The organism is Streptomyces thermocarboxydovorans, from assembly GCF_039524635.1.
GTDB classification, from domain to species: Bacteria; Actinomycetota; Actinomycetes; order Streptomycetales; family Streptomycetaceae; genus Streptomyces; species Streptomyces thermocarboxydovorans.
Genome location: NZ_BAAAGU010000049.1, coordinates 13,932 through 31,735, shown reverse-complemented (window position 1 = coordinate 31,735; position 17,804 = coordinate 13,932). Strand labels below are relative to the sequence as shown.

The window sequence follows — 17,804 nt, the reverse complement described above, 5'->3', positions numbered from 1 at the left end:
GGCCTCCCGCCGCACTCGTGCTGCTTCCGCCGCGCCCGCCGCTGCCGGGCGCGGCCCGTACTGCTGCGATCGTGGCGGGTAAGCCGGACATCCTCTGTCACCTTTTCCGGCGGGTCGGCCTCCGGCACGGACCGGTCCGGCTCAGCGGTCCGTGCCGGGTCAGTGGCCCGGTCCGGGTCAGTGGCCCGGTCCGGCTCCGTGGTCCGGTCCGGGTCAGTGGTCCGGTCCGGGTCAGTGGCCGCGGGCGATCCACTCGTCCAGGTGCGGAGCCTCCGCGCCGATGGTGGTCTCGTCACCGTGCCCGGTGAGCACCATCGTCTCCGGCGGGAGGGTCAGCAGCCGGTCCCGGATGGAGGCGATGATCGCCGGGAAGTGGGAGAACGAGCGTCCGGTGGCGCCGGGGCCGCCCTGGAACAGCGTGTCGCCGGTGAAGACGACGCCCAGGCCGGGGTCGTACAGGCAGACCGCGCCCGGCGCGTGCCCCGGCGTGTGCAGCACGGTGAGATCGGCGCCACCCGCCTCGATCACCTGCCCGTCGACCAGAAACGCGTCGGGCTCACGGTCGGGATGGGTCTGCTTCCACAGCGGCAGGTCTTCATGGTGCAGCCAGACGGTGGCGCCGGTGCGCTCGGCGAGGGCGGGAGCGGCGTTGATGTGGTCGTTGTGGGCGTGGGTGCAGACGATCGCGGTGAGCCGGCGGTCGCCGACGGCCTCGGCGATGGCGTCGGCGTCGTGGGCGGCGTCGATGACGACCGCCTGGTGATCGTCGCCGACGATCCACACGTTGTTGTCGACGTCCCAGGTGCCGCCGTCCAGGGTGAACTGCCCGGAGGTGACGACGCGTTCGATGCGGGCGGCCATCACAGCACCACCACCGAACGCAGCACGTCGCCGCGGTGCATCCGCTCGAACGCCTTCTCCACCTCGTCCAGCTGGATGGTCTCGGTGACGAACGCGCCGAGGTCCAGGCGCCCCTGGAGATGCAGATCGATCAGCATCGGGAAGTCACGGGAGGGCAGACAGTCGCCGTACCAGGAGGACTTGAGCGCCCCGCCGCGCCCGAAGACGTCCAGCAGCGGCAGCTCCAGCTTCATCTCGGGCGTCGGCACGCCGACCAGGACGACCGTGCCGGCCAGGTCGCGGGCGTAGAACGCCTGCTTGTAGGTCTCGGGACGGCCCACGGCCTCGATCACGACGTCGGCGCCGAAGCCGCCGGTGAGCTCGCGGATCGCCTCCACGGGGTCCGTGGTGCGCGAGTTGACGGTGTGGGTGGCGCCCATGGAGCGGGCGAGCTCCAGCTTCCGGTCGTCGATGTCAACGGCGATGATCCTGGCCGCGCCCGCCAGCCGCGAGCCGGCGATGGCCGCGTCGCCGACGCCGCCGCAGCCGATGACCGCCACCGAGTCGCCCCGGCCCACGTTCCCGGTGTTGATGGCGGCGCCGATGCCGGCCATCACCCCGCAGCCGAGCAGCCCGGCGACCTCCGGTGCGACCGCGGGGTCGACCTTGGTGCACTGCCCGGCGGCGACCAGGGTCTTCTCGATGAAGGCGCCGATGCCCAGGGCCGGGGAGAGTTCGGTGCCGTCGGTCAGGGTCATCTTCTGGCGGGCGTTGTGCGTGTCGAAGCAGTACCAGGGGCGCCCGCGCAGACAGGCCCGGCACTTCCCGCAGACCGCGCGCCAGTTGAGGATCACGAAGTCGCCGGGTGCGACATCGCTGACGCCGTCGCCGACCGACTCCACCACTCCCGCGGCCTCGTGGCCGAGCAGGAAGGGGAAGTCGTCGTTGATGCCGCCCTGCTTGTAGTGGAGATCGGTGTGGCACACCCCGCAGGCCTGGATGCGGACGACCGCCTCGCCCGGCCCCGGGTCGGGTACGACGACCGTCTCGATGCGTACCGGCTCGTCCTTCGCCGGTGCGATCACGCCGCGCACTTCCTGCGCCATGGTGCGACTCCTTCGTCGGCCGATGTCCGTCGCTGACGACCCTACGTCCGACTGATCGGTAAGGGCCGGTGTCCGCGCCGAACGCCGCGGCCGGGCCGGGAGACGGGCGCTCCGCTTGCCCGGCTCGCCGGGGCGGAGGAGGCTCGTAGGCGGGGCCCCTCGCGGCCCGCTCCGAGGACCGCGCCGCGGCCCGTCGAAGGAGGTCATCATGGCAACCGCGGCAGAACCCGTCTTCACCACCGACACCCTGCGCCGCTGCATCGAGTCCGACTCGGCGACGGACCTGGTGTCCCTGTACGCCGGCGACGCCGAGCTGCGCGTCGTGGACCACAACTCCCAGCCCAGCCACCCGAAGGTCCTGCACGGCCGCGACGAGATCGCCGCCATGCTCGACGACGTCTACAGCCGCGACATGACCCACAAGCTGGAGCAGTGTGTCGTCCAGGGGGATCACGCCGCCTACTGCGAGAGCTGTGAGTACTCCGACGGAGTACGGGTGCTCTCGGAGTCGATGCTCTCACTGGGCGACGGGAAGATCACCGAGCAGACGCTCATCCAGGCGTGGGACGAGTAGGAGCGAGTAGGAGAACGAGCAGGGTCATCGCGGGAGTGGGCGGGACGCGACGCCCACTCCCCCGTGAGAAATCGGTCCATCCGCCCCCGCCGGACGCGCCGTTCCGGGAGGAAAAGCCTGGTCAGAGGGCACGGGACAGGTAAAGCAGGCGGGGGAAATCGGGTGTGTGAGTCCGGCGGGAGCGGGTGGTCGAGCGGTATCCACCCTCCGATCGTGGGGAAGGAGGTCCGTGACAGCGCATCTACTCGCAGCGCCCGGGCCGCTTCCACCGACAACGAAGCGGCCCGGACCGTATGCGGACCGTCACCGCCGCGGAGGCAGCCGGTGCAGACGCACCTCGGTGAGCCGGCCGGAGTCGAGGGTGGCGGTCATATAGGTGCAGTGCGGCTGCCGGCGCCGGTCCGTCGGGGATCCCGGATTCAGCAACCGCAGCCCGTTCGGTGCGGTGGTGTCCCAGGGGATGTGGCTGTGCCCGAAGACCAGCACGTCCAGCTCGGGGAACCGGGCGGCGCACCGCTCCTCACGGCCCCGGGCGGGGCCGGTCTCGTGGATCACCCCGAAGCGCAGTCCGTCGAGTTCGGCGTAGGCGATCTCCGGCAGCCGGGAGCGCAGTTCGGGCCCGTCGTTGTTGCCGTGCACCGCGACGAGACGCCGGCTGTGGCTGAGCAGCAGATCGAGGGTGGCCGTGTCGACCCAGTCGCCGGCGTGGAACACGACGTCCGCGGCGGCGAGTTCACCGAGCAGCTCCTCGGGCAGCCGCTTGGCCCGTCTGGGGAGATGCGTGTCGGACGTCAGCAGCAGGCGCACTGGCACTCCATGGAGGGGCTGTCGATCACGGCACGGTCTCGTAGGTGGCGAATGGCCGGACCGCACCGGCCACGGGGTTACGATCGGGCAACGCATACCAAGACAGCACGTTCGTCGGCAAGAAGACCCGAAGGGCCCCAAAACGCAATGCCGGTCAAGGTCAGCGTCATCGTTCCCGTCTACAACCCGGGAATCTACATCGAGGACTGCATCGCCTCGCTGCAACGCCAGTCGCTTCCGCCCGACGAGTACGAGGCGATCTTCGTCGACGACGGTTCCACCGACGGCACGCCCGCCCGGCTGGACCGGCTCGCCGCCGAGGACCCGCGGATGCGGGTGATCCACCAGGAGAACTCCGGCTGGTCGGGCAAGCCCCGCAACGTCGGGATCGAGGCCGCCCGCGGCGAGTTCGTGATGTTCGTCGACAACGACGACTACCTGGGCGACGAGGCGCTGGAGCGCATGTACGACTACGGCGTGGCGAACGACGCCGACGTCGTGGTCGGCAAGATGGCCGGCAAGGGCCGCGGGGTGCCGGTGGAGCTGTTCCGCCGCAACCACCCGCGGGCCACGGTCGAGACGGCGCCGCTGATCGACAGTCTCACCCCGCACAAGATGTTCCGGCGGGACTTCCTCGACCGGATCGGGCTGCGCTTCCCGGAGGGGCGGCGCCGCCTGGAGGACCACGTCTTCGTCACCGAGGCGTATCTGCGGGCGAAGAACGTGTCCGTGCTCAGCGACTACGTCTGCTACTACCACATCCGCCGGGACGACGCCTCGAACGCCGGCTTCCAGCGGTTCGACCCGGTGGGCTACTTCAAGAACCTGCGTGAGGCGCTGGACGTCGTCGAGCGGTACACCGAGCCGGGCCCGCTGCGCGACCGGCTGTTCCGCCGCTGGCTGAGAGTGGAGATGGTGGAACGGCTGCGCGCCAAGCGGCTGCTGGCCCTGCCGGACGACTACCGCAGGGAGCTGTTCGCGGAGATCCACAAGGTCGTGGTGGAACGGTTCGGGCCGGGGGTCGCGGCCGGGCTGCAGCCGACGCAGCAGGTGGTGGCGGCGCTGACCGCCGCGGACCGCTACGACGACGTGGTGGCGTTCGCCGAGTGGGAGGCCGGGGTCGCGCCGAAGGCGGCGCCCGCCGAGGTCGAGTGGCGGGACGGCTCGCTGCGGGTCGGCTTCACCACCGAGTTCACCGCCGCCGGGGAGCCGATGACCTTCCCGCGGGAGGCGAGCCGCACCCCGCTGACCGACGCGCCGAAGACCGTGGAGGACGCGGTGCGGTGGGTCGCCGCGGAGACCGCGGCGCGCTTCGGCCAGGCCACCGCGGATCTGCTGCTGCGGGAACGCAACAGCGCCGCCCAGTACTTCCAGCCGGTCGAGTTCACCCGGGAGACGGTTCCCGCCGAGGACGGCGAGCAGGTGCGGCTGGTGCTGCGTGCCACCGCGACCGTCGATGCGGCCGCGCTGCCCGGCAAGGGCGTGTGGGACGCGGTGGTGCGGGTGAAGCTCGGTGGCTGGACGAAGGAGTGCCGCCTCGGCCCCGCCCCGCGCGCCACCCGCCCCGAGCCGTACGCGGCGGTGACCGGCGGCCGCGGGGTGCTGCCGTACTGGACGGAGCCGCACGGGAATCTCGCGCTGGACAACGACGTCAAGGCCAAGCGCACCGGTCTCGACCGGGTGGGCCGCGGCGATGTGTCCGTCGCCGGCACCCGGATGACCGCGCGGCTGCCCCTGCACGCCGCCGACGGGACGAAGGTGCGGCTGCGCTTCGTCTCCTCGCGCCGGACGCTGCAGGCGGACGCCACGCTGACCGGCGAGCCGGACGGGCCGGGCAGCCGGCTTCAGGCCGCCCTGCCGGCGGCGCTGCCCCGAGGGGTCTGGCGCGTCTCGCTCGGCCTCGGCCCGGACGCCGCCGAACCCCGGTGGATCTCGCTGCCGTTCGCGCTGCGCGCCTCGGGCGGCGGCACACTGGTGGTGCCCGTCCCGCGGCCCGGCCGGCTGCGCAAGGTGCTGCGCCGGGCACGGCGCGCGCTCGGCGCCGCGCGCCGACGGGTCACACCCCTGGTGAACGGCGGCAAGGGAAGGCGGTGAAGCGTGCGCGCACTGGAGATCGAGGACGCATGGGTGCTGGAGCCGAAGGTGTTCCCCGACGAGCGGGGCAGCTTCCACGAGTGGTACCGGGGTGAGGAGTTCCGCGAGGCGACGGGCTACGACCTGTCGCTGGCGCAGGCCAACTGCTCGGTGTCGCGCCGCGGGGTGATCCGCGGGGTGCACTACGCGGACGTGCCTCCCGGGCAGGCCAAGTACGTGACCTGCGTGCGCGGCGCGGTCCTCGACGTGATCGTCGATCTGCGGGTGGGCTCCCCCGGCTACGGGCGCTGGGAGGCGGTCCGGCTCGACGACGACACCCGTCACGCCGTGTTTCTCTCCGAGGGCCTCGGCCATGCCTTCATGGCCCTGACCGACGAGGCGACGGTGGTGTATCTGTGCTCCACCGGCTACGCGCCGAAGCGGGAGCACGGCGTGCACCCGCTGGACCCGGCCCTGGGCATCGCCTGGCCGGAGGGCATCGACCCGGTGCTGTCGCCGAAGGACCAGCAGGCGCCGACGCTGGCCGAGGCGGAGCGCCTCGGCCTGCTGCCGACGTACGAGGCCTGCCGCGCACGCTACGAGGAGCTGCGCGGCAGGGAGGTCAGCGGCTGACGCCGACCTGTTCCAGGGAGCGGCGCAGGGGCTCCCAGCCCATGCGCCGCGGCAGGCCCCGGTTGCGGGCCTGGACCAGCGGCTTCCAGAACTTCGCCTCGAGCAGCGCCTCGGGCGGTACGGCCCCGGCCCGCTCCAGGATGGTCTCCGGCACCTTCTGCGGGTCGGGCACCTTGTACTCGGCGAGGATCTCGTCGTACTTCTCGTGCAGCACCCGGTTGTCCGGGTCGGCGCCGAAGACGACGAGCTGGCCGGTGGGCTGGGTGTCGACCAGCACGGCCACCAGGTCGGGGCGGTAGCGCGCCAGCACCTCGGTGATCTTGAAGACGTCGCCGGTCCAGGCGGTGGTGTGCCGGTCGCGGGCGGCCTCGTCGACGCTGCGCGGGAGCATGTCGTCCAGGACGATGACGCTGGCCCAGTCGGAGTGCTTCTCCACGTTCATGAAGTCGCGCAGGGCGTACTCGAAGAGATGCATCCCGTCGATGAACGACAGGTCCAGCGTGGTGCGCCGCCAGTACCCGAACGGGCTGCGGCCCCGGCGCAGGTTGCGCAGCGGATGCCGGCCGCCCTTGAGGTGGGCCAGCGGGTTGTCCCGGGCGAAGAAGTCGTCACTGGTGGCCTTCACCAGATGGACGTCGCACTTGATCTCCGAGACCACCTTGAACGCGGGGTCGACCGCGATGCTGGGGACGCGCGACAGCCGCAGGCTGCGGCCGTCGTTGACGCCGATCTCCAGGTAGTTGCGGTTGGCGCTGACCTTGTGCAGTTCCCGCAGGAACTCATGGCGTTTCACGAAGAGAACTCTCCTTGCGGATGCGGGGCATTGCTTCGTGCAGGGCGGCACGCCAGTCACGCGGAGCCGGCAGGCCGATCTCCTGCCAGCGGCCGTGTGCGAGGGCGCTGTACGCGGGACGCGGGGCGGGCCGGGGGAAGGCGTCCGTGGTGGTGGGCCGGACCCGGGACGGGTCGGCGCCCAGCAGCCGGAACACCTCCTGGGCCAGGTCGTACCAGGTGGCCTCCCCGGAGTTGGTGGCGTGGAAGACGCCGTGGGCGCCGTCGCCGACGCGGGGGCCGAGGTCGGCGATGCGGGCGGCGACGTCGGCGCTCCAGGTCGGCTGGCCCCGCTGGTCGTCGACGACGCCGACGGTGGGGCGGCGGGACTCGAGACCGATCATCGTGCGGACGAAGTTGTGGCCGTGCACCCCGTAGAGCCAGGCGGTGCGCACCACGGCGCTCGCACCGGGGAGTTCCTCCAGCACGGCCCGCTCGCCGCCGAGCTTGGAGCGGCCGTAGGCGGTGCGCGGGGCCGGCGGGTGGTCCTCCGGGTAGGGGGTGGTGCGGGCCTCGCCGGAGAAGACGTAGTCGGTGGAGACATGGACGAGCCGGGCGCCGTGGCGCGCGCAGGCGCGGGCGAGCAGGCGGGGGCCGTCGGTGTTGGCGCGGGTGGCGGTCTCCTCGTCGCTCTCGGCGTCGTCCACCGCCGTGTACGCGGCGCAGTTCACCACCAGGTCGGGGCGGTGCCCGGCCAGCGCCCGGTCGATCGCCTCGGCGCTGGTGATGTCGAGCATCCTGCGGTCGAGGCCGGTCACCTTCTCGCCGCGCCGGGTGAGTTCCTCGACGACGTCGCGGCCGAGCATGCCGCCCGCTCCGGTGACCAGCCAGCTCACGACCGCTCCCCCGCGACGCGCCGCTTGAGCGGTTCCCACCAGGCGCGGTTGTCGCGGTACCAGGCGACGGTCTCGGCGAGGCCGGTGGTGAAGTCGTGCCGGGGCCGGTAGCCGAGTTCGTCGCGCGCCTTGGTCCAGTCCACGGAGTAGCGCAGGTCGTGGCCCTTGCGGTCCTCGACGTACTCCACCCGGTCCCAGCCGGCCCCGCACGCCTCGAGGAGCAGGCCGGTGAGTTCCTTGTTGGTCAGCTCGGTGCCGCCGCCGATGTTGTACACCTCGCCGGGGCGGCCCTTGGTGCGGACGAGTTCCACGCCGGCGCAGTGGTCGTCGACATAGAGCCAGTCGCGCACATTGAGGCCCTCGCCGTAGAGGGGGACCTTCTTGCCGTCGAGGAGGTTGGTGACGAAGAGCGGGATGACCTTCTCGGGGAACTGGTGGGGCCCGTAGTTGTTGGAGCAGCGGGTGACCCGCACGTCCAGTCCGTGGGTGCGGTGGTAGGCCAGGGCGAGCAGGTCGGAGGAGGCCTTGGACGCCGAGTAGGGGGAACTCGGGTTCAGCGGGTACTCCTCGGTGGCCGACCCGGACTCGATGGAGCCGTAGACCTCGTCGGTGGAGACGTGCACGAAGGTCGACAGGCCGTGCCGCAGGGCGGCGTCCAGCAGGACCTGGGTGCCGACCACGTTGGTGAGGACGAAGTCGGAGGCGGTGAGGATCGAGCGGTCGACGTGCGACTCGGCGGCGAAGTGCACCACCTGGTCCGCCTCGCCCACGAGTTTGTCGACCAGCTCGGCGTCACGGATGTCGCCCTGGACGAACTCCAGGCGCGGGTGATCGAGTTGCAGGTTGTCGAGGGTGCCGGCGTAGGTGAGCTTGTCCAGCACGGTGATGCGCGGCGCGTCCGGCGTGTCGGCGGCGAGCAGCGCGGCCACGTAGCGGGACCCGATGAAGCCGGCGGCTCCGGTGACGAGGAGATTCATGAATGGATCTGCACCTTGCTGTGGTCTCCGAGGACAAGTCGGTGTGCGCTGGGGACGCTGGGTGCCGGCGTCACCTCGACGTGCCGGCCGATCAGCGAGGACTCGATCCGGCCGACGCCGTCGATCGACGAGTCCCGCAGCACGATGGAGAATTCGAGTTCGCTGTCACTGATCCGGCAGTTCTCCGCGATCGAGGTGAACGGACCGACATAGGAGTCGCTGACGACCGTACCGGATCCGATCACGGCGGGGCCGACGATGCGGCTGTTGACGATCCGCGCGCCAGGCTCGATCACCACCCGGCCGATGGTCTCCGAGCGGTCGTCCACCTCTCCGTCGATGCGGCGCTCCACGCCTTCCAGGACGGTGCGGTTGACCTCCAGCATGTCGACGACGTTGCCGGTGTCCTTCCAGTAGCCGTGGATGATGGTGCTGCGCACATCGGCGCGGTTGTCGATCAGATGCTGGATGGCGTGGGTGATCTCGAGTTCACCGCGCCAGGAGGGCTTGATGGCCCGCACCGCTTTGTGAATGGCCGGCGTGAAGAGATAGACGCCGACCAGGGCGAGATCGCTCTTGGGATTGTCGGGCTTTTCCTCGAGGCCGATCACTTGTCCGGAGTCGTCGAGTTCGGCGACTCCGAAGGCGCGTGGATCGGCGACCCTGGTGAGCAGGATCTGCGCATCGGGACGGTGCCTGCGGAACTCGTCGACGAGCCCGGTGATACCGCCGACGATGAAGTTGTCGCCGAGGTACATCACGAAGTCGTCGTCGCCGAGCCAGTCGCGGGCGATCAGCACGGCATGGGCCAGTCCGAGGGGCTTCTCCTGGGGAATGTAGGTGACCTGCAGACCGAATTTCGATCCGTCGCCCACCGCGTTCTCGATCTCTTCCGCCGTATCACCGACAATCATCCCGACGTCGGTGATGCCCGCGTCCGCGATGGACTCCAACCCGTAGAAGAGGACGGGCTTGTTGGCCACGGGCACCAACTGTTTCGCCGAGGTGTGGGTGATCGGCCTCAGCCGGGTTCCGGCGCCACCGGACAGCACGAGAGCCTTCATCTGACTCACCATAGCCGTTCACCGGCACGGCAGACATCATTGGAATTGCACGTCGATCGGCAATTCCCGGCTCAGTCGGGGGCGGCGGCCCCGGTCACCTGCTAGTCCTCGCCCCTGACGATGATCTCCCCCATACCCGTGTTCGAGGTGTCGGAGTCCGTCCGGTCGATGACGGCGGGCAGGCAGGTCCGCAACGGGTTCTTCCCGCGCAGCCGCTGGGCCCTGGCCCAACCGGTCTCCGGCCGGCGCGGCCGGGGCTTGTCACTGGTCTCCGAGGTCACGACGCACCATCTTCTCTCTGCGAACTCTGCGGGTTCGGGTCCCCGGCGGCCGGGCGCGCAAACACCGGGCCGTCGCTACGTACCTCTTTCATGCTCGTACCTCTGTCCTCAAGGACGCCCCGCCGCCCCCGGGCGGTTCCCGGCCGGCTCCCGGCCGGGCGGAGCCGCGGTGCAGCGCCGCGGTGGCGAGGCCGAGACGATCCGCGCCGGTGACACCGTCCGGATCGAGGCCGGCGAGTGGCACTGGCACGGCGCGACGCCCCATGACGCGATGACCCACCTGGCCATCGAGGAGCTGCCGGCGGACGGGAGGACGGCGGAGTTCTCGGAGGCCGTGAGCATCGCGCACTTCGACGCGCAGGAGGAGGGGGTCACCTTCCTCGGGTACTTCCTGCTCGCCGACGCTCGGGTACTTCCTGCTCGCCGACGGCGTGGACGCGGAGCTCGTCTTCCCCGAAGCCTGACCGCCACGTGCCGTCGGGCTTCGGGGGCGGCTCACCTCGCGGGCGCACCGCCGTCCAGGACGAGCTCCGCCCACACCTGTTTGCCGCCGCTGACCGGCACGGTGCCCCAGGACGCCGACAGGGCCTCGACCAGCAGGATGCCGCGGCCCCCGGTGGCCTCCCAGCCGATGCTGGTGGGCTTGACCGGGCTCCGCGGTGAGGCGTCGGCGACCGCGAGGCGGAGCCGGTCGTTGACCAGGGTGATGTCGAGGCGGACCCGGCCGTCGGTGTGCACCAGGGCGTTGGTGACCAGTTCGGAGACGACCAGCAGGGCGGCGTCGAGATTCTCGGTCACCCCCCAGGAGCGCAGGGTGCGCCGGGTGAAGCGGCGGGCGTGCCCGACCGCCTGCGGCACCCGCCACACCGTCCAGCTCTCCCGCCGGGGGCGCAGCGCCATGCCGTCGTAGCGCATGATCAGCAGGGCGATGTCGTCGCTGCGGGGCGCGTTGCCGAGCAGGGCGTCGGCGATCGGGCCGAGGTGGGCCGGGTTGGCGGCGGACAGCTGGTCGGCGAGGCTGCGCATGCCCTGGTCGATGTCGGCCTCGTGGGACTCCACCAGCCCGTCCGTGGTGAGGGCGACCAGGGTGCCGCGCTGGAGCCTGAGCGGGCTCATCGGGAAGACCGCCTGCCGTACGACGCCGAGCGGCGGGCCGCCCTCGGCCTCGGCGATGTCGGTACCGCCGTCCGGGTGACGCAGCACCGGCGGGAGGTGCCCGGCGCGCACGCACCACGCGGAGCCCTCCTCCATGTCGACGTCGACGTAGCAGCAGGTGGCGAAGAGATCGGTCTCCATGTCCATGAGCAGCCGGTTGGCGTGGGAGACCACCACGTCGGGCGGGTGCCCCTCGATGGCGTAGGCGCGCAGCGCGGTGCGCATCTGGCCCATGAGGGTGGCGGCGCCGGCGCTGTGCCCCTGGACGTCGCCGATGACCAGGGCGACGTGGTTGTCGGGCAGCGGGATGACGTCGTACCAGTCGCCGCCCAGCTCCAGGCCGGCCGTGCTGGGCAGATAGCGGGCTACGGCGACCGCGCCGGGCAGCCGCGGCAGCCGGCGCGGCAGCAGCTGGCGCTGGAGCATGCCGACGAGTTCGTGCTCGGCGTCGAAGGCGCGGGCCCGCATCAGGGCCTGCCCGGCGAGACCGGCGGCGGCGGTGAGCAGGGCGCGCTCGTCGGGGTCGAAGTCGTGCGGGGTGTCCCAGCCGATGAGGCAGGCGCCGGCCATGCGGTTGCCGGCGGGCAGCGGCAGCATGGCGAGTCCGCCGGGCCCGACCTCGGCGAGGGCGGGTTCCAGGGGGCTTCCGGCGGGCCAGATCTGGGCGCGGCCCTCGCGCAGGGCGGCGGCGAGGGTAGGCATGGCGCGCACCGGCGCGTCGGGCCACTCGGTGCGCCACTCCGAGCGCCACAGCTCCGGCCAGGCCTCGGGCTCCGGGGGGTCGAGGACGGTGACGACGAGCCGGTCGCTCTCCAGCTCGGCGAGCGCGATCCGGTCGGCCCGCAGCGGTCTGCGCAGCGCGGCCACCACGGCCTTGCCGACGTCACGCACGGTGACCGCGGTGGCCAGGGCAGCGGCGAGGCGCTGGACGCGGGCGACGTCAGTGACGTCGGAGCGCAGGGTGGAGGCGTCGGCGACGGAGCCCACCAGCCGGGCGGGGCGGCCCTCGCCGCCGGACAGCAGCCGGCCGCGCAGCCTGAGCCACTTGGGCGGTCCGGCGGGCTGCAGCACCCGGAACTCCAGCTCGCGGTCGCCGATGGACATGTGGTCGGCCTCGACGACGGACATCAGCGCGGGCAGGTCCTCCGGCACGGTCAGGCTCAGCAGGGTCTCCACCCGGCCGTCGAACTCCCCGGGGTCGAGCCCGAACAGCTCCAGGATCTGCTCGCCGGCCCGGACCTGGCCGGTGTCCATGGCCAGGCTGAAGGCGTCGGGCGGCAGCTCGCCGCCGTCGGGGGCCGGCTCGGGGCCCGACGGCGGCGCGGGGATGAAGGCGGCGTCGGCGATCAGCTGCAGACAGGCCCGGTCCTCGGGGTCGAAGCCGCCGGGGCGCTCGCTCACCGCGAGCAGGCAGCCGCCGCCGTCGTCGTCCACCGGCAGCGCGGCCAGGGAGAAGTCGTAGGCGGGGATGCGCCGGGACTGCGCGCGCTCGGACAGCTCCTTGGTGCCGAGCCACACCGGCTGACCGCGCCTGAGGGCCTGGGCCGCCGGGGAGTGCCCGGCGGCGGGGTAGCTGTCCCGCACGCCGTACAGCGATCCGGGGGCGCCCACCGACTCCACCAGCTGCAGCACCTCGCTGTCGGCGGCGCAGGTGTAGACGGCGGCGAAGGCGGCGCCGGCGAAGACGAGGGCCTGCTCCAGGACCCTGCGCAGCCGTTCGGGCGACTCCTGATCGACCGTGATCGTCCTCAGAGCGCCTTCCGCACGAACAGTTCTCGTGCTGCCTCGCACAGCGCCCTCTCCGACCACGTTGGCCATTACAGCGCTAATGAGAGACCTGCGCAGCCCCTGTGGCCGTTCCGGGGCCCTTCGGAAGGGCGCCCGGGCGGACCAGGTGCCGCAGATGGGGACATTCCTGCTCGGGAGGCGTGCGGAGGCGGCGTACCGGCACGGGCGGGGGGTAGACGGAGCTCACGGTGACCGGGGCCGCCGGAGGCCGCACCGGCCGCCGGGAACGGGCCGGCCCGGGCCGCTCGCCGTGCGGGACGGGGCCGCAGGGAGCAGAGATTGGTCCAAAGCCGGGGCGCGGCCGTGCGAGGAGGTGGTCGGCGTGTCCGAGCAGTCGTCCGCGCAGGCGCCGGCGAGTGTGCGCGCCCCGGCGGGCCTGCCGCTGCTCTCCTTGACGCTGGCCTCGATGATGGACGAGGTGCACGCCCATTCCGGGGCGGTGTATCTGCTCTCGCCGGACCAGCCGGTGCTGGAGATGGCGGTGATGGCGGGTCTGCCCCGGGCCTTCGCCGCCCCCTGGGAGCGGGTGGGGCTCAGTGTGCCCATCCCGGTGTCCGACGCGGTGCGTGAACGGCGTCTGGTGTGGGTCGGCGACCAGGAGGAGATGGCCCGCCGCTACCCCCGGATCGCCGTGGTGCTGCCGTACCCCTTCTCGCTGGCCGCGCTGCCGGTGGCGACCGAGACCAGGGCGTACGGGGCCATCTTCGTCACCTGGCCCGGCAGCCATCCGCCGGTGCTGGCCGACTGGGAGCGTGACCATCTGCTCGCCGCCGCCGGCCGGCTGGCGATGCGGCTGGAGCGGGCCGCCGAGCAGTCCGTGCCGGTGCTGCCCGAGCCGGATCTGCTGGCCGCTCCGCTGGTGGGCGGGATGGCGGGCACCCTGGGCTCGGTGGAGGCGGCGCGCATGGTGGCGCGGCTGCCGTACGGCCTGTGCTCGCTGGATCTGCACGGCAGGGTCGGGTTCGCCAACGCCGCCGCGAGCGAGCTGCTGGACGTGCCGGTGAGCCGGCTGATCGGGGCTCATCTGTGGGCGTCGGTGCCCTGGCTGAACGACCCGGTCTACGAGGACCGGTACCGGGCCGCGCTGTTCAGCCAGCATGTGACGTCGTTCGTGGCGCTGCGGCCGCCCGGCGAGTGGCTGTCGTTCCGGATGTATCCGAGCACCAACGGGCTGAGCGTGCGGATCAGCCGGGCCCGGGGCGTGGCGGAGATGAACCGGGCGGCGCCGCCGCCCGGTGGTGCGCCCAGACGGCTGGTCAGTATCACGCAGGTGCTGATCCTGGCCGGGGCGCTGACCGAGGCGGTCGGCGTGCAGGACGTGGTGCAGCTGGTGGCCGACGAGATCGCGCCGGCGGTGGGCAGTCAGGGGCTGGTGGTGATGGGGTCCCGGGCCGGGCGGCTGCTGGTGCTGGGGCACCGCGGCTACGGCGACACCCGGGTGATCGACTGGCACGACGGGATGCCGCTGTCCGAGCCGACCCCCGGGAGCCAGGTGCTGCGCACCGGGGTGCCGGCGTTCTTCGAGGCGCGGGACGAGATGGAGCGCCTGTATCCGGCACTCGGCGGGCATCCGTCCGAGTTCGCGGCGTTCGCCTATCTGCCGCTCATCGCCTCGGGGCGGCCGGTGGGGGTGTGCTGCCTGTCGTACGCGGCGCCGCACCACTTCGCGACGGAGGAGCGGGCGGTGCTGACCAGCCTGGCGAGTCTGATCGCGCAGGCGCTGGAGCGTGCCCTGCTGTACGACGCCAAGCACCGGCTGGCGCACGGGCTGCAGGAGGCGCTGCTGCCGCACTCGCTGCCCTCGCTGGACGGCATCGAGGCGGCGGCCCGGTATCTGCCGGCCACTCAGGGCATGGACATCGGCGGCGACTTCTACGACCTGGTGCCGACGCAGGGCATGGCCGCGGCGGTGATCGGGGACGTGCAGGGTCACAACGTGACGGCGGCGGGGCTGATGGGGCAGGTCCGTACGGCGGTGCGGGCGTACACGACCGTGGGGCAGGCGCCGGAGGAGGTCATGCGCAGCACCAACCGGCTGCTGCTGGACCTGGGTTCGGACCTGTTCGCGAGCTGCCTGTATCTGCGGCTGGATCCGGCGCGGCGGCGGGCCGTGATGTCCCGTGCGGGTCATCCGCCGCCGCTGCTGAGGAAGCCGGACGGGCGGGCGCGGGTGCTGGACCTGGCCGGCGGGCCGCTGCTGGGCATCGACGCCACGGCCACCTATCCGACGACGGAGGTGGCCCTCTCCCCCGGTTCGCTGCTCGTGCTGTACACCGACGGTCTGGTCGAGTCCCCGGGCACTGACTTCGAGGACGCGCTGACCGAACTGCGTCACCGGCTCACCGAGCTGGGCGACCGGCCCCTGGACGACCTGGCCGACGCGCTGGTCCGGCATGCGTCCGGCACCGAGGAACGTCTGGACGACATCGCGCTGCTGCTGCTGCGGGCGCTGCCGGAGGACTGACACCGGCCGCGGGGGGGCACGGAGCCCGGCCCGGTCCGCCGCTGTGGGGGTGCGGTGGACCGGGCCGGTTTCAGGCTCCCGGCCGGGCGGTCGGCGCGGGAGCGGCCGGTGGGTCAGTCGTCGGTGCCGGTCAGGCCGGAGTGGTCCTCCGTCTGCTGCTGGCCGTTGCCGGCGCCCTGCCCGTTCTCGGCGCCCTGGCCGTTCGCGGCGCCCTGCCCGTTGCCTGCGCCCTGCCCATTTCCTGCGCCCTGGCCGTTTTCCGCGCCCTGGCCGTTTTCCGCGCCCTGGCCGTTGCCCGCGCCCTGGCCGTTGCCGGCCTCCTGGCCCGCGCCCTGCTCACCGGCGCCGGCCTCGCCGCCGCCCGCCTGGCCGCCCTCGCCGAGGGTCGCGCCCGTCGCGGCGAGCGCCGTGGTGACCGGCTGGAAGAAGGTCTCGCCGCCCTGGGTGCAGTCGCCGCTGCCGCCCGAGGTGAGGCCGATGGCGAGGCCGTCCTGGGTGAACAGCGAGCCGCCGCTGTCGCCGGGCTCGGCGCAGACGTTGGTCTGGATGAGGCCGGTGACCGTGCCCTCGGGGTAGTTCACCGTGGCGTTCAGGCCGAGGACCTGGCCGTCGGAGAGCCCGGTGGTGCTGCCCATCCGGAACACCTGCTGGCCGACGGTGGCCTCGGCGGCCTGGTTGATGGCCACGGTCTGGCCGCCCACGTTGACCTCGCTGGGCGCCTGGGTCGCCGGGTCGTTGTACTTGACGAGCGCGAAGTCGCCCTCGCCGGGGAAGACCGACTGGTCGACGGTCGCGATCGGCTGGCCGCCCTGCTGGTCCGACCACTCGTTGCCGCCGAGGGTGCAGTGACCCGCCGTCAGGAACGCGGGGGAGCCGTCGCTCGCGGTGACGTTGAAGCCGAGGGAACAGCGCGCGCCGCCGGCGAAGATGGCGTCGCCGCCGGACACGAACGGCTTGAAGGTGCCGGAGGACTTCTTGACGGTCGCCATGCCGGAGCCGAGGCTCTTCACCGTGGACTCGAGCTGGTCCCACTTCTCGCCGGTGACCGTGCGGTCGGCGGTGACCAGGATCTTGTTGGTGCGCGGGTCGACGGCCCACGAGGTGCCGGGGATGGTGGCCTTGGCCTTGAGGGTCTTCGCCCCGGCCTCCAGCTCCTGCATGCTGTTGTCGACCTCGCGGACGACCGCACCCGCCCGCTTCGCCTGCACCACCACGTTGTTGTTGTCACCCGGGACGACGTTGACGACGAGCTGCTTCTTGGCGCTGTCGTAGTACGAACCGGCGAAGGCGTCCCCGAGCATCTCGGAGAGTTCCGAGGCGAGGTCCGAGGCGTCGCCCGCCTTCAGGGTCCTGGGCGCCGCGTCGTTCGACGAGCCGTCCTGGGACGCCTTGGCGTTCGGCAGCAGGATGGCGGCGGCGCCGAGCGCCACCACGCTGCCTGCCGCTATCGCGGCCTTGCGCTTGGGGATTCGCTTGTGACTCAAACTTCTCGACCTCCTGGGGGGACGGGAGTCGTGCCGCCGGGCGGCGGCCTTTCGCGGCGCCTGGACGGCAGTTGGTACGCATGAGCCATGAGGGGTGTTCAAATCCCTGTGCGGATCTCGGGAATTCGGGCACGGAACCGGCCACGGCCGGCCGGTGCGCGCCGGGCGTGAGCGACACGCTCAGCGACCAGTCGATTGCGATCGGTGGCGATCAGGGAGCGGAATTCTGGCTTCAGGGAATCTGCACACTGACTGTCCAAGGCGGTCACTCTTGCGCGGAACCGTTCACAAGACGGCGGCCCCACTCACGCCTTTGGGGCCGGTGTGTCGGGTTCTGCCGGGCGGGGCGCAAGTGACTGGATGCGGCGAAGTGGTGGGGCATGTGAAGAAGTCGCCACCGAGCCGTGCACCCGTCTGCACGCTTGGGCTCTTCAGCGCCGCAAATTCCCAGGTGAGGGCCTTGGTTGATTGGAAGCGCCCGCCCGGAGCGTGCTTTGATCCATCGCACCGCAAGGCCGTTCCGGGCTCCCGGCGACGGGCGCTCGAGCGCCCGCGCGGTGGCGGCCTTCACTGTCCCCAGAGGGGGCCGCTCCCCCTTGTGAGATATCCATACGAAGGGAAGTTCCACCATGAACTCCACCCCGTTCGAGACCGCCGAGATCTCCGACGCCGAGCTCGACGCCGTTTCCGGCGGCCTGTCCGTCAACGCCGTGAACACCCTCACGAGCGCCGTGGACAGCGTCGCCCCGGTCTCCGCCGCGGTGGACACGGTCGTCGGCACCGTCGAGGGTGTCACCGGCCTGAACACCGCCCCGGTCACCAACCTGGTCGCCGGTCTCTGATCGCGCCCTTGTGCCAACTGAGTCCCGGAGCCGCCAACCGGCCGCTCCG

15 protein-coding genes are annotated in these 17,804 nt (G+C 72.0%); 5 read left to right on the top strand and 10 right to left on the bottom strand.

Annotation, left to right across the window (positions count from 1 at the left end):
* Positions 1–231: 231 nt before the first annotated feature.
* Positions 232–861 carry an MBL fold metallo-hydrolase gene (locus ABD198_RS22230; RefSeq protein WP_344004802.1) on the bottom strand — a complete coding sequence of 210 codons (630 nt, stop codon included), beginning with the start codon at positions 859–861 and terminating at the stop codon, positions 232–234.
* Positions 861–1,946, bottom strand: coding sequence for an S-(hydroxymethyl)mycothiol dehydrogenase (locus ABD198_RS22225; RefSeq protein WP_344004799.1), 1,086 nt, complete (start codon positions 1,944–1,946; stop codon positions 861–863). Before ABD198_RS22225 ends, ABD198_RS22230 begins: the two co-directional genes overlap by 1 nt.
* Before the next feature lie 208 nt (positions 1,947–2,154).
* Here ABD198_RS22225 and ABD198_RS22220 point away from each other — a divergent pair, with 208 nt between their 5' ends.
* On the top strand, positions 2,155–2,520 hold the full coding sequence (locus tag ABD198_RS22220) for a nuclear transport factor 2 family protein (protein ID WP_344004796.1): 366 nt from the start codon (positions 2,155–2,157) through the stop codon (positions 2,518–2,520).
* Between the two features lie 303 nt (positions 2,521–2,823).
* On the opposite strand, the gene ABD198_RS22215 is transcribed toward ABD198_RS22220, so the two are convergent.
* Entirely contained in the window at positions 2,824–3,327 is a 504-nt protein-coding gene (locus ABD198_RS22215; RefSeq protein WP_344004793.1) for a metallophosphoesterase family protein, read from the bottom strand.
* A 147-nt stretch (positions 3,328–3,474) separates the two neighbouring features.
* Between ABD198_RS22215 and ABD198_RS22210 the strand changes: the two genes are divergently transcribed.
* Both ABD198_RS22210 and rfbC read left to right on the top strand, forming a co-directional pair.
* Positions 3,475–5,421 (top strand): glycosyltransferase family 2 protein, encoded by a 1,947-nt coding sequence (locus ABD198_RS22210; protein WP_344004790.1) that lies wholly within the window; start codon positions 3,475–3,477, stop codon positions 5,419–5,421.
* A 3-nt stretch (positions 5,422–5,424) separates the two neighbouring features.
* Positions 5,425–6,033, top strand: a complete 609-nt coding sequence (gene rfbC / locus ABD198_RS22205) for a dTDP-4-dehydrorhamnose 3,5-epimerase (RefSeq protein WP_344004787.1) — start codon at positions 5,425–5,427, stop codon at positions 6,031–6,033.
* On the opposite strand, the gene ABD198_RS22200 is transcribed toward rfbC, so the two are convergent.
* The 6 genes from ABD198_RS22200 to ABD198_RS22170 all read right to left on the bottom strand — a co-directional run bounded on the left by ABD198_RS22200 (position 6,023) and on the right by ABD198_RS22170 (position 12,995).
* Positions 6,023–6,826 carry a class I SAM-dependent methyltransferase gene (locus ABD198_RS22200; protein WP_344004785.1) on the bottom strand — a complete coding sequence of 268 codons (804 nt, stop codon included), beginning with the start codon at positions 6,824–6,826 and terminating at the stop codon, positions 6,023–6,025. The two genes, rfbC and ABD198_RS22200, sit on opposite strands and share 11 nt — an antisense overlap.
* Complete coding sequence (rfbD, locus tag ABD198_RS22195; protein WP_344004782.1) at positions 6,813–7,700, bottom strand: dTDP-4-dehydrorhamnose reductase; 888 nt, start codon at positions 7,698–7,700, stop codon at positions 6,813–6,815. The genes ABD198_RS22200 and rfbD overlap by 14 nt, the downstream gene beginning before the upstream one ends.
* Positions 7,697–8,677: a dTDP-glucose 4,6-dehydratase gene (gene rfbB / locus ABD198_RS22190; protein ID WP_344004779.1), complete on the bottom strand. Its 981-nt coding sequence runs from the start codon at positions 8,675–8,677 to the stop codon at positions 7,697–7,699. Before rfbB ends, rfbD begins: the two co-directional genes overlap by 4 nt.
* Positions 8,674–9,741: a glucose-1-phosphate thymidylyltransferase gene (locus tag ABD198_RS22185; protein ID WP_344004776.1), complete on the bottom strand. Its 1,068-nt coding sequence runs from the start codon at positions 9,739–9,741 to the stop codon at positions 8,674–8,676. The genes rfbB and ABD198_RS22185 overlap by 4 nt, the downstream gene beginning before the upstream one ends.
* Before the next feature lie 101 nt (positions 9,742–9,842).
* A complete protein-coding gene (locus ABD198_RS22180) occupies positions 9,843–10,022 on the bottom strand; it encodes a hypothetical protein (RefSeq protein ID WP_167990273.1) in 180 nt (59 codons plus the stop codon).
* A 495-nt stretch (positions 10,023–10,517) separates the two neighbouring features.
* Positions 10,518–12,995 carry a SpoIIE family protein phosphatase gene (locus ABD198_RS22170; RefSeq protein ID WP_344004773.1) on the bottom strand — a complete coding sequence of 826 codons (2,478 nt, stop codon included), beginning with the start codon at positions 12,993–12,995 and terminating at the stop codon, positions 10,518–10,520.
* A gap of 283 nt (positions 12,996–13,278) precedes the next feature.
* Here ABD198_RS22170 and ABD198_RS22165 point away from each other — a divergent pair, with 283 nt between their 5' ends.
* Positions 13,279–15,429, top strand: a complete 2,151-nt coding sequence (locus tag ABD198_RS22165; RefSeq protein ID WP_344004770.1) for a SpoIIE family protein phosphatase — start codon at positions 13,279–13,281, stop codon at positions 15,427–15,429.
* A gap of 113 nt (positions 15,430–15,542) precedes the next feature.
* Here the strand turns inward: ABD198_RS22165 and ABD198_RS22160 are convergent, their stop codons facing one another.
* Complete coding sequence (locus tag ABD198_RS22160; RefSeq protein WP_344004767.1) at positions 15,543–16,913, bottom strand: S1 family peptidase; 1,371 nt, start codon at positions 16,911–16,913, stop codon at positions 15,543–15,545.
* Positions 16,914–17,542: 629 nt separating this feature from the next.
* Here ABD198_RS22160 and ABD198_RS22155 point away from each other — a divergent pair.
* Positions 17,543–17,755: a type A2 lantipeptide gene (locus ABD198_RS22155; protein WP_344004765.1), complete on the top strand. Its 213-nt coding sequence runs from the start codon at positions 17,543–17,545 to the stop codon at positions 17,753–17,755.
* The last annotated feature ends 49 nt before the right edge of the window (positions 17,756–17,804 follow it).

Coding starts and splice junctions, on each gene's coding strand:
- ABD198_RS22230 (WP_344004802.1), bottom strand. CDS start 861: ATGGCCGCCCGCATCGAACGCGTCGTCACCTCCGGGCAGTTCACCCTG.
- ABD198_RS22225 (WP_344004799.1), bottom strand. CDS start 1,946: ATGGCGCAGGAAGTGCGCGGCGTGATCGCACCGGCGAAGGACGAGCCG.
- ABD198_RS22220 (WP_344004796.1), top strand. CDS start 2,155: ATGGCAACCGCGGCAGAACCCGTCTTCACCACCGACACCCTGCGCCGC.
- ABD198_RS22210 (WP_344004790.1), top strand. CDS start 3,475: ATGCCGGTCAAGGTCAGCGTCATCGTTCCCGTCTACAACCCGGGAATC.
- rfbB (WP_344004779.1), bottom strand. CDS start 8,677: ATGAATCTCCTCGTCACCGGAGCCGCCGGCTTCATCGGGTCCCGCTAC.
- ABD198_RS22185 (WP_344004776.1), bottom strand. CDS start 9,741: ATGAAGGCTCTCGTGCTGTCCGGTGGCGCCGGAACCCGGCTGAGGCCG.
- ABD198_RS22170 (WP_344004773.1), bottom strand. CDS start 12,995: ATGGCCAACGTGGTCGGAGAGGGCGCTGTGCGAGGCAGCACGAGAACT.
- ABD198_RS22155 (WP_344004765.1), top strand. CDS start 17,543: ATGAACTCCACCCCGTTCGAGACCGCCGAGATCTCCGACGCCGAGCTC.